Consider the following 11,761-nt stretch of genomic DNA (forward strand, 5'->3'; position numbering starts at 1 on the left):
TCTGATGGACGCGCAACCGCTGTTCCGGTGAAGTCATGGCAGACCTTTTAAACACCAGCATTTCCGGCCTGCTCGCGTTCCAGCGAGCGCTGGACGTGACCAGCCACAACATCACCAACGCCAATACCCCGGGCTACAGCCGGCAGTTGCCGGACTTCCAGACCCGCACGCCGCAATTCCTTGGCGGCAACTGGGTCGGTGCCGGCGCGAATGTCGCCGCGGTCAATCGCGCCTACGACAATTTCCTGTCCAGCCAGGCGCGCAGCGCTTCCAGCGCGTTCAACCAGTCCAACACGTTCGCAACGGGAGCCGCACGGATCAGCAATCTGTTCGGCGACTCGACCACCGGCTTGAGCGCGAGCATGCAGAAGTTCGTCAACTCGCTGCAGTCCGTCGCCGACTCACCGAATTCGGTGGCGGCGCGTCAGACCATGCTCAGCGAGGCGCAGTCCCTGGTCGAGCGTTTGAAGAGCTATGACGCGAGTTTGAAGAGCCTGGACAGCCAGGTGAATGCATCGATCTCGACCGAAGCCGACACCATCTCCTCGCTGGCGCGCGGCATTGCCGATCTGAACAAACAGATCGCCACCGGTTACGCGCAGAGCGGCGGCCGCCAGGCGCCGAATGACCTGCTCGATCAGCGCGATCGCTTGATCGACCAGCTCGCGACCCACGTGAACGTCAGCGTCGTGCAGACCGACGACAATCAGTTGAACGTGTTCATTGGCAACGGTCAGCCGCTGGTGGTCGGCAGCGATCCGGCGAAAGTGGTTGCGACCAGCGATCCTTACGACCCGACGCGCAAGCGTCTGGCCGTGCAGTCGAGCGCTGGCACGATCGACATTACCGGCTCGGTGTCCGGCGGCACATTGGGCGGCCTGCTGAGCTTCCGCTCGGAAATGCTCGATACGGCGCGCAACTCCATCGGCAAAATCAGTGTCGCGCTCGCCGATGTGATGAACCAGCAGCACAACGCCGGCATGGATCTCAACGGCAACATGGGCGGAGACTTTTTCTCCGTCGGCGATGTCGTGGTCCGCTCGCACGCCAACAACACTGGCAATGCCAGTGCGACCGTCACGCGTACCGACACGGGTGCGCTGACGAACACGGATTACATTCTCACAAACACTGCGGGCGGTTGGAGCCTGCGTCGTGCGGACAACGGCGCCGCTGTGCCGATGACTGGTACCGGCACGGCGGGTGATCCATTCGTGGTCGACGGCATGTCCATCGTGGTGAGCGGCACGGCCGGCGTCGGCGACAGCTTGAAGATCATGCCAACTTCCGGCGCGGTGAGCCCGATGCGGGTGTTGATTACCGATCCTTCGGAAATCGCGGCCGCTGCGCCGATTCGCGCTCAGGCGACTGCGGGCAATCAGGGCAATGCCACCATCAGCGCGGGTGAGGTGTTGAATCCCACCAATCCGGCGCTGCGCACGGCGGCGACGATCACTTTCACCAGCGCCACGACCTATACCGTGAGCGGCGACCCGACCGTCTACACGTACACGGCGGGCTCGAACATCGACGCCAATGGTTGGCGCGTGCAGATCAACGGCACGCCGCAGGCAGGCGATTCCTTCACTGTCGGCGACAACAGCAACGGCACTGGCGACAACCGCAACATGCTGCTGCTGGCTGGCCTCATGAATGAGCCGGTCATGGACAACGGCACCACGTCCCTGTCGCAGGGCATCGGCAAATTCGTCGGCGATATCGGCGTCAAGACCAATCAGGCTCAGGTGACGGCTGCCGCGCAGAAGGTGGTGGCCGAGGAAGCGGAGGCATCGATGCAGTCCGTGTCCGGCGTCAACCTCGATGAGGAAGCCGCCAACCTGTTGCGTTTTCAGCAGGCCTACATGGCCATCTCGCAAATGATTCGAGTCGCGGACAGCTGCTTCCAGTCCGTGCTCGATGCGACCCGCGGGTGAGCCCGGATGCCTTTTTGAAGACACTTAACGTGTCTTCAAACCGGGCGAACGCCGGTACACGGATGTAACGGCTGGCTAACGTTCCAGGGATGGCTGCTTGAGAAGAGGTCTGAATATGCGCATGTCCACTCTCGGTTTTTCGATGGGCTCGCTCAACGCGATGCTGACGCAGCAGTCGGCGCTCGCGAAGCTGCAGAATCAGATGGCGCTGGGTCTGCGTGTCATTACGCCGGCCGACGATCCGATTGCTTACGTGCACATCCAGGAGCTGCAGCGCTCGCAGGCCGAGTCCGAGCAGTTCGCCAAGAACAGCACGATCGCGAAGAATCGTTTGAGCCTGGAGGAGCAGGCGTTCGTCGATACCACCAATGTCATGACGCGCGTGCGCGAGCTGGTGGTGCGGGCGGGCAATACCGCGACCTTGAGCAACGCCGATCGCGAATCGATTGCGACCGAGCTGGCACAACGCCTGGACGAGCTGCAGGCCATCGCGAATCGCCAGGACGGCAACGGCGAATTCCTGTTCTCGGGCTATTCGACCAAGACGCAGCCGTTCTCCGGCGGCAGCGGCACGCCGATCAACTATGTGGCCGACCAGGGCTCGCGTCAGCTGCAAATCTCCAGCACGCAACGTATCGCCGATAGTCACAACGGCTTTGAAGTGTTCGTGAACATTCGGGAAGGCAATGGCACGTTCTCGACGGCCGTGAACATGGGCAACACCGGTTCGGGCGCCATCGACGTGGGCACGGTGGTCGATCGGCCCAGCTGGATACCGGACGATTACACCATCCGGTTCACGTCGCCGACCGCTTATGAAATCACCGACGGCGCCACTCCGGCGAACGTGGTGCAGGCCGGCACCTATACCGCCGGCAGCGCAATTACATTCAATGGCGTGAGTGTCACCATCGCCGGCGCGCCGGCGACCGGCGACACGTTCACCGTAAATCGCAGCCGCAATGAGAGCATCTTCGAGACGATTGGAAATATCGTCGATGTGCTCAGGCTGCCCGCGGGCGATGCAACGGCGAACGCCAAGTTGACGACATCGCTCCAGGGCGGGCTGCAGCAGCTGGATCAGGCAACCGATCATTTCCTCAGCGTGCGAGCGCAAGTGGGCGTTCGTTTGGGATCGATCGACGCAGCCGACGCGACGCGCGAGTCGATGGATATCGATACCGCCAGCGCGCTATCAGATCTGCGCGATCTGGACTATGCGCAGGCGCTCACAAAGATGAACCAACAGCTGGTCGGTTTGCAGGCGGCGCAGCTGTCCTATAGCAAGATCTCCAACCTGTCGCTCTTCAACTACCTGCGTTGAGCCTGGCGAAGCCCGGTAAAAGTCGCGCCTTTTGCCGGGCGTCATCGAAAGGGCCTCGGCCGCTTTCGATCATGAACCAGACGCCTGCTGCGTAGGCTTTTTACCCTGTGCGCGCCACTGTTAACAGTCTGTCCGTGACCGAGTCCTCAGTTTGTATCGCTAGGGGAAACCCCACTCAAGTTCGCCTTCAAGTTCCTTGGGGGCGCACCGATACAGGACTCGAACAGCAGTCCGGCGCACATCACGCCGTAAGTGCTGAGAGCAAGCCAAAGGACAGGGGTCCGGCGGCAAGGTAATCACCAGGAGTTATTCATGGCACTTGTTATCAACACGAACGTGATGTCGCTGAACGCTCAGCGTAACCTGTCGACATCCGCCAACCAGCTGGCGAACTCTCTGCAGCGCCTGTCTTCCGGTCTGCGCATCAACAGCGCGAAAGACGACGCCGCCGGTCTCGCCATTTCCGAGCGTCTGACTTCGCAGATCAACGGTCTCAACGTCGCTGCTCGTAACGCAAACGACGGTATCTCGCTGGCGCAGACGGCCGAAGGCGACCTCGCCCAGATCGGCAACAACCTGCAGCGTATGCGTGAGCTGGCGGTGCAGTCTGCCAACGCGTCCAACAGCGCCTCCGACCGCGCTGCGTTGAACGCCGAAGTGCAGCAGCTCGCCGAGGAAATCGACCGCGTTGCCCAGGCTTCTTCCTTCAACGGCGTGAAGCTGCTCGACGGTTCGTTCCAGGCTCAGACCTTCCAGGTCGGCGCCAATGCGACGTCCACCGACCAGATCACTGTCTCTTCGATCACCAATGCCCGCTCGAGCGCGCTCGGTGCGTTCAACGGTTTCCAGGCGAACAACCAGACGGTGACCTACAACGCCGCTGGCGGCACGTTCTCCGTGGACACCGGCGCTGGCGCCGTGAACATCGCGGGCGGTGCGACTCTCGCGACCGACGCGAAAGTGCTGGTCAACGCGATCAACTCGCAAGGCATCCAGGGCCTGACCGCCCATGCCGACGCTACGGTTGCCGCTGGTAACCTGACCGGCGCGGGCACCGTGACGGCCACTGGTAACTCGACGCTGACCATCAACGGCATCCAGATCACGATCGCCGGCTCGGCCAGCTCCGCTTCCAACATCGCCAATGCGCTCACTGCGATCAACGCGCAGTCGGCTGCTACGGGCGTGACGGCGGTGGACACGGGCGCAGGCCTGCAGCTGACGGCTGCTGACGGTCGTAACATCAGCGTCGGCAACTTCGCCGTTGGTGGTGCCACGGGCGCCAACTTGGCCAGCTACGGCCTGGGTGGTTTGACCAACCATACCGCGACGTTCGACATCAACTACGTTGCTCCGAACGACGTTACGACGATCACCTTCGGCGGCACGCTGGCCACCGGTCTCGGCAACGCGGCCAACACGATCGCGCAGACCGGTACCGCCATCAGCGCCATCGACGTGACGACCTCTGACAATGCGCGTAACGCGCTTGCCTCGATCGACGCGGCCCTGGGCCAGATCAGCAGCGCCCGCGCTTCGCTCGGTGCGACGCAGAACCGCTTCCAGTCGGTGGTTGCCTCGCTGCAGACCACCGCCGAGAACTTGACTGCTTCGCGCAGCCGAATTCAGGACGCGGACTTCGCGTCTGAAACGGCCGCCATGACTAAGGCCCAGATCCTGCAGCAGGCAGGCACGGCGATGGTCGCGCAGGCGAACTCGGCCCCGCAGAACGTTCTGTCGCTGCTGCGCGGCTAATGGGTAGCTTCAGATGAGCAGGCTTGACGCAAGTCAGGTCGAAGCGGGCGGGGAGGTCGTAAGATCTCCCCGCTCGCCGTCATTTCCGCAGCCGACCACGGCTGCCGAAGTGGCGCATGTGCAAAGGCCGGTGGTTCAACCCGCCAGCGAGCCTGCGGCTGAAGACGTGCAGCGCGCGGCTCAGCAGTTGGAAACATTCATGCAGAGCATGAATCGGTATCTGGAATTTCGGGTCGATGAGGACAGCGGTCGCACGGTGGTCACGGTCAAGGACAAGACCACGGGCGAGACCATCCGGCAGATCCCTGCCGAAGAAATCATGCGCCTGGCACAGAACCTGGGCGGCAAGGCGCACACCGGTCTGATCGATCAGACCGTGTAACGAACAAGGAACAAGACATGGCAACTTCAGGTGTGGTGGGCGGCTCGACGATCGACGTGAACAGTCTGGTGTCCCAGCTGGTCGCGGCCGAACGCAAGCCGCTGGACGATCAGCTGGCGCGTGCTGTTTCCAAGAACACGCTGCAGGTTTCCGCTACCAGCGCATTGCTGGGCGCGCTCTCGTCTTTTCAGTCGGCCCTGAACTCGCTGAAGACCACGAACGTGTTCAGCGGTCGCTCCACCACGAGCACCAACAAAGACGTCGTGACCGCCACCGCCACGGCCAATGCCGCGCCGGGGCGCTACGACATCCAAGTCGAGCGGCTCGCAAGTTCGCAACAGATTTCCTCGACCGCGTTCCCCGCCGGTGCCACCACGGTGGTCGGCTCCGGCACTCTGACCCTGTCGCTGGGCGGAACCAGTTTCAGCATCAATGTCGCCGATCCCGCCAACACGCTGGCCGATATTCGCTACGCCATCAACTCGGCGAGCGACAATCCCGGCATCAGCGCCGCGATCATCAATGCCGCGGACGGCGCGCATCTGGTGCTGACCTCGACCAAGACCGGCGCCTCCAACGCGATTCAAGTGACCCAAACGGGCACGCTGTCGGCGCTCGAGTACACGAGTGATAACCAGGCGAACTACACGCAGTTACGCCCGGCGCAGGATGCGCAGGCGACTGTGGCCGGTTTTGCGGTGACCAGCGAAACCAATACCCTGGCGAGCGTGATCGACGGTGTGACCTTGAACCTGGCGTCGGCCTCGCCGGGCACGACCGTCAGCGTCGAAGTGGTCTACGACAAAGCCGCGGCGAAGGACAAGATCAACGCCTTCGTGACCGCGTACAACTCACTGCGCAGCATGATGACGCGCCTCGGCGGCTACGACGCCGCCAGCAAGACCGGCGGTCCGATGCTGGGTGATTCCATTCTAAGCAGCATCGACGCGGAAATTCGCCGCACATTGTCCAGTCCGGTGAACGAGGCCGGCGCCAACGTGCAGACGCTGGCCGCCATCGGCATCACTTCTTCGGCAAAGGACGGCACGCTGTCCATCGATGCCAGCAAGCTCGACGCCGCGCTGGCCAACGACTTCGACGGCGTGGCGCGTCTGTTCGGCAATCCCGAGACCGGCGTGGCCGCGAAGCTGCACGCGCAGATCACCGATCGCCTGGCCGATGGCGCCGCCATCGACACGCGCAACAAGAATCTGCAGGCCGAGCAGCGCGCGCTGACCAAGAAGAAGGACGATATCGACGTTCGCATGGCGATCGTCAAGCAGACCTACATGAAGCAGTTCACGCGTCTGGATACGCTGCTGTCGAGCCTGTCCTCGACCTCGGCCTACCTGTCGCAACAGCTCGATTCGCTGCCGGGTTGGTCGTCGAAATAACAGTGACTAGAGCACGGTTTCGGCGCCTCAAGTAAGCACGTCGGGCGCCGTTATCTCCTTCAAGGATTGATGGAGCATTGCAAGCATGCTGGGTTACGCAAAATCGTCGAATCTCGCTGCCTATCAGAGCGCCGCCGCTCATGGTGGCGTGGCGGCTTCGGACCCGCATCGCTTGATCGTGATGTTGCTGGACGGCGCGCTGGAGCGCATCGCCACCGCGCGTGGCTGTATGCAGCGCAACGAGACGTCCGAGAAGGCACGTCTCATCAATCGTGCCATGTCCATCATCGGTGAGCTGCGTAACAGTCTCGATTTGCGCAATGGCGGACAGATCGCCGCCAATCTCGCTGAGCTGTACGATTACATGTGCCGCCGCCTGCTGCTCGCCACCACCGAAAACAAGGTGGAGATGCTCGACGAAGTCAGCACGCTGCTGCATGAGATCCGCAATGCGTGGCTGGCGATTGCTCCGGAGGGCCGTGGCAGATGAGCTCGATTATTGCCGATGGCGTACTAGCGGCGACTCATAAGCTCGTCCAGCAGGCCATGACTGGCCAATGGCAGCTCGTGCCGAAGACGGTGCAGGAGCGTCGTGAGCTGCTCAACAATCTATCGGCGTCTGCATCGCCGCAGGATCGTCAATGGCTGGGCGCGCTCCAGCAGGCGATGGCAGAATCCGATGCGGCCGTGGCCAAGATCGCCCCGGCGAACGTACTGACTCATTTCGATACCCAGGCACAGACACAAGGAACGGTCGCGAACGGTGTGCTCGATACGCCCGACTCGGCTGCGGTGGACAGCATGATGGAGCTGCTCAGACAGAGCAGATAGCTGCTATGTACGAAGGATTAGACACGGTCATTCTGTACGAAGAGCTCGCCTACGAAGACGTGTTGCCGGTGGCATGGAGGCCGCTGCCCGAACCTTTCGATCCCGCCATCGTCGGCAGCTTCGCCGATCGCAATCTGCGCGTGTTGCAGGCGGTCGCCGCGCTCGATGAGCACGGCCAGATCGACAAGCCCGACGAGAGCTCGCCGCATGCCGCCGACATCCTGCGGCTGGAAATGAAGATGAATCTGCTGCTGGACATGGTTGGCGCGCTGCTGATCGCCAGCCGTCCGCGACCCAAACCGGGTGCCGTGCGCTTCAATGCGCTCGGCGGTGTGTTCCAAGGCACCTCGCCGTTCCCGCCCTTGGGCAATCAAGGCGTGCTCGAGGTCTACCTGCGCGATTGCGTCGCCGATCCGTTGCGACTGTTCGGCCGCATCGCTTCGGTAAGCCCTGACGGTAAGGTCAAGGTGCGCTTCGTGCCGCCGGGGGAGAACATTTCGGATCTGCTCGAGAAGCTCGCGTTCCGCAAGCATCGACGTCAGGTCGCGGGCGTGCGCCAGCCCAAAAAGTAATCCTTGCAAACCCGCGCCGTGCGTTGAGTCGGCAAGTGTTGTCACACCCACGAAGTGTGACGCGCGTCGCACCCCATTTGCGCGCGCCAATCGACCGACGCAGTTTCGGTACTGCTTAGCCGCGACAAAAGTGCGCGCCAGTGCGCATTTCCTTGCGGTCGACACCATGGTTTACTCAGCACCTCCCTGAGCTGGGCGCCAAATTTCTGGCAGCAGTTCACGCACATGAGGCGTTCAGGGATAGCCTGATAGAGCCATTTATTCCCAAGTCCAGAATGCCTGTCAGGCAGACAAAGAACAGACGCGTTTCGGCGCGAGGCATAAGGAATGATGTTGAACGACACCCAGGCGAGAAGCCTGACCATCCAGCAAGCCGTCGTCTACGACAGCGACACTGGGCGGGCAGAAAAAGTCGCGGAAGTTTTGCGTGAGCTGAGTCTCGAACCCCTGCTGATCGATCACTGCGCGCTGATGCGCGCCATGATCCAGACCCCGAACAATCCGCCGGCGCTGCTGGTCGGCGATGTCGCGGACTGCGACTGGGTCGAGCTGGGTGCCGCTTTGCGGGAGCAGCTGAGCGACATCCCGGTGGTCGCCTACGGTTCGGCGTCGGTGGCGGAGCAGTTGATCGCTGCGGTCGGAGCTCCGCGTGTGCGCCGTCTCACATTTCCGTTCAAGCCCGCGGTGCTCGGCACCGCTTTGCGCATGCCTGCGCAAGCGACACAGGCCGAGATCAACGAAGTGGCCATGCCCACGGGCAGCTCGGCCGCGATTCGCGATGTCACGCGCCTCATTCGTCAGGTCGCCGCTCACGATTCCAGCGTGCTGATCCTGGGCGAGTCGGGCACTGGTAAGGAGCTGGCTGCTCGTGCCGTCCACGAGGCGAGCCCGCGTCGCCAACGTCCGTTCGTCGCCATCAACTGCGGTGCCATCCCCGCGGAGTTGCTGGAGAGCGAGCTGTTCGGACACGAGAAGGGCTCCTTCACCGGCGCCATTGCGGCTCGGAAGGGCCGCTTCGAGATCGCCGAGGGCGGCACGCTGTTCCTCGACGAGATCGGCGACATGAGCTTGCCCATGCAGGTGAAACTGCTCAGGGTTCTGCAGGAGCGCGTGTTCGAGCGCGTCGGCAATCACACGCCGATCCGCTGCAATGTGCGCATCATCGCCGCGACTCACCGCAACCTCGAGGAGTCGATCGCGAAGGGCACGTTCCGTGAGGACCTGTTCTATCGCTTGAACGTGTTCCCCATCGAAATGCCCGCGCTGCGCACTCGCATCGAAGATCTCGCGATGCTGGTACGGGACTTCTCGGAGCGGAACGTTGCCGAAGGTCGCAGCCGTGTAGAACTGACCGCACGTGCGCTCAAGGTGTTGAGCCACTCTCCGTGGCCTGGCAACGTGCGCGAGCTCGGCAACCTGATCGAGCGTCTGTCCATCCTGTGTCCGAATCGTCAGGTCGATGTGTCCGATCTGCCGCTGAAGTACCGCCCAGCGGACCTGCTCGCCGAGCTGGATCTCAGCGCCGATCTGGCATTGCCGGTCGAGACGCTCGAGTCGGAGCTGGAAGCGGAAGAGGCACTGGATGAAGACCGCGAGGTCATGTCCATGCTGTCGAGCGAGCCGAGCGAATTGGCGGTCGTGCAGCTGCCGCCCGACGGCATCGACCTGCGCGATCACTTGTTTACGATCGAGCGCGATCTGATCCAGCAGGCGCTGAGCCGCGCTGGCGGCACGGTCGCTCATGCGGCGCGTCTGCTGAAGCTGCGTCGTACCACACTCGTGGAAAAGCTTCGCAAATTCCACATGCTCAACGAGGCCGCCGCGTCGGAACTTTGACGGACGCGGCTCGCGCCTCACGCCGCCCAAGTGCTCCTTGAGCACTTCCCCGAATCAGATGGCCGCGCTTGCCGCGGCAAACCCTTGCCGGTGTGATGGGCTCCACAGGATTCGACGGCAAAACGGTGACCTCGCGGCTCTGGAACAGAACTTGCTCCCTTTGGGGTGGCAACCAGAGATCCGAACGAATGAGCGCAGTGTCACAAACAGAGTTCGACGACTCGAGAACCGAGCAGGCGGTCAATGACGACGCCGTTGCAGTCTCGAGCGCATCGAATTCGCCCTCCGACGACATGGTGGCGATCGCGGACACATCGCGACGCCTGGCCGACCTCGCGCGCCGCGTTGCTGCCAGCGACTGCACGGTGCTGATCGCGGGCGAGTCGGGCACCGGCAAGGAAGTGCTGGCTCGTTTCATCCATCGTCATTCGCCCCGCGCCAATCGCGCCTTCGTGGCAGTGAACTGCGCGGCGATTCCGGAAAACATGCTCGAAGCCATTCTGTTCGGCTACGAGAAGGGCTCGTTCACCGGCGCGCATGCCAGCCACGCCGGCAAGTTCGAGCAGGCGCAGGGCGGCACGCTGTTGCTGGATGAAGTGACCGAGATGCCGCTGGGCTTGCAGGCCAAGCTGCTGCGCGTTTTGCAGGAGCGCGAAGTGGAGCGCCTCGGCGGTCGTTCCTCGATCTCTTTGGACGTGCGCGTGCTTGCGACGACGAACCGCAACCTGCGGGCCGAAGTGGCCGCGGGGCGTTTTCGTGAAGACCTCTACTATCGCTTGAATGTGTTTCCTCTGCAGACCTCGCCGCTGCGTGAGCGTCGCGACGATGTGCTGCCGCTCGCCATGCGTTTGCTGACGGCCCGCTGCCGCGCCGGCGAGCGCATTCCGGCGTTGAGCGCCGATGCCGCTCACATGTTGTTGCTGTATCCGTGGCCCGGCAACGTGCGCGAGCTCGATAACGTCATGCAGCGTGCACTGATTCTGGCGAACGGCTCGGTGATTCACCCCGAGCACATTCATCTGGAGATCGAAGGTCTGGATGCATTGCCGGCCGCGCTGGCCGCCGCAAGTCAGACCGTTCGTGATTTCGTGGCTGCGCCTCAGCGTTCGGCCGCTCAGGAACCGTCACGCAGGAACGGCACGGCGGAGGGCGGCTTGTCCGATTCGCTTTCCAGTGCCGAGCGCGATTTGATTCTGGACGCTTTGCGTTCGGACAACGGCAACCGTCAGGCCGCCGCCAAGCGCCTCGGCATCAGCCCGCGCACGCTGCGTTACAAATTGCAGCGGCTGCGTGAAGCGGGTTTCGTGGTTCCTGCCGCCTGATACAGCTGGGGTAAGCACACATGTCTTCATTACAGATCGATGCCGTGCTCTCACAGATCCGCGCCATGCAGTCGCAGATCAAGGGTGTCGGCGCTCCGCAGAACGATGTCGCCAAAGTGGCGGGCGTGGAAAGCGCGGTTCAGGCGCCGACCAACTCGTTCGCGAATGTATTGAAACAAGGGCTGGATTCGGTAAGCCAGACGCAGGCGCGTGCCTCGGACCTGGCGACCAAGTTCGAGCAGGGCGTGCCCGGCGTCGAGCTGCCGCAAGTGATGTTGGAAATGCAGAAGGCCAGTGTTTCCTTCCGCGCGGTCACCGAAGTGCGCAACCGCTTCGTGAGCGCGTATCAGGAAATCATGAACATGCCTATCTAGGCCTGAGCATCGCTGCATGAATCTGAAGTCTGTGAAA

At 62.5% G+C, this 11,761-nt stretch carries 11 protein-coding genes; all 11 read left to right on the plus strand.

The window, feature by feature from the left end; all coding sequences use genetic code 11:
* Positions 1-35 precede the first annotated feature (35 nt).
* The 11 genes from flgK to fliE all read left to right on the plus strand — a co-directional run bounded on the left by flgK (position 36) and on the right by fliE (position 11,724).
* Positions 36-1,934: a flagellar hook-associated protein FlgK gene (gene flgK / locus D0550_RS24405; protein WP_116811813.1), complete on the plus strand. Its 1,899-nt coding sequence runs from the start codon at positions 36-38 to the stop codon at positions 1,932-1,934.
* Positions 1,935-2,049: 115 nt separating this feature from the next.
* Complete coding sequence (gene flgL / locus D0550_RS24410) at positions 2,050-3,258, plus strand: flagellar hook-associated protein FlgL (protein WP_116811814.1); 1,209 nt, start codon at positions 2,050-2,052, stop codon at positions 3,256-3,258.
* Between the two features lie 312 nt (positions 3,259-3,570).
* Positions 3,571-5,013: a flagellin N-terminal helical domain-containing protein gene (locus D0550_RS36495; RefSeq protein WP_116811815.1), complete on the plus strand. Its 1,443-nt coding sequence runs from the start codon at positions 3,571-3,573 to the stop codon at positions 5,011-5,013.
* A gap of 13 nt (positions 5,014-5,026) precedes the next feature.
* A complete protein-coding gene (locus D0550_RS24420; protein WP_116811816.1) occupies positions 5,027-5,395 on the plus strand; it encodes a flagellar protein FlaG in 369 nt (122 codons plus the stop codon).
* Positions 5,396-5,412: 17 nt separating this feature from the next.
* The gene (gene fliD, locus D0550_RS24425; protein ID WP_116811817.1) at positions 5,413-6,789 is read left to right on the plus strand and encodes a flagellar filament capping protein FliD; all 1,377 of its coding nucleotides are present in this window, start codon (positions 5,413-5,415) and stop codon (positions 6,787-6,789) included.
* 85 nt (positions 6,790-6,874) lie between these two features.
* Positions 6,875-7,279, plus strand: coding sequence for a flagellar export chaperone FliS (gene fliS, locus D0550_RS24430; RefSeq protein WP_116811818.1), 405 nt, complete (start codon positions 6,875-6,877; stop codon positions 7,277-7,279).
* Positions 7,276-7,620 (plus strand): hypothetical protein, encoded by a 345-nt coding sequence (locus tag D0550_RS35015; protein ID WP_161966025.1) that lies wholly within the window; start codon positions 7,276-7,278, stop codon positions 7,618-7,620. The genes fliS and D0550_RS35015 overlap by 4 nt, the downstream gene beginning before the upstream one ends.
* A gap of 5 nt (positions 7,621-7,625) precedes the next feature.
* Positions 7,626-8,192 (plus strand): PilZ domain-containing protein, encoded by a 567-nt coding sequence (locus D0550_RS24435; protein WP_161966026.1) that lies wholly within the window; start codon positions 7,626-7,628, stop codon positions 8,190-8,192.
* Between the two features lie 327 nt (positions 8,193-8,519).
* Positions 8,520-10,028: a sigma-54-dependent transcriptional regulator gene (locus tag D0550_RS24440; protein ID WP_241520907.1), complete on the plus strand. Its 1,509-nt coding sequence runs from the start codon at positions 8,520-8,522 to the stop codon at positions 10,026-10,028.
* 188 nt (positions 10,029-10,216) lie between these two features.
* Complete coding sequence (locus D0550_RS24445) at positions 10,217-11,350, plus strand: sigma-54 interaction domain-containing protein (protein ID WP_275129281.1); 1,134 nt, start codon at positions 10,217-10,219, stop codon at positions 11,348-11,350.
* A 20-nt stretch (positions 11,351-11,370) separates the two neighbouring features.
* Positions 11,371-11,724, plus strand: coding sequence for a flagellar hook-basal body complex protein FliE (fliE, locus tag D0550_RS24450; protein ID WP_116811821.1), 354 nt, complete (start codon positions 11,371-11,373; stop codon positions 11,722-11,724).
* Positions 11,725-11,761 lie beyond the last annotated feature (37 nt).

The sequence above is a fragment of the Steroidobacter cummioxidans genome, assembly GCF_003104955.1.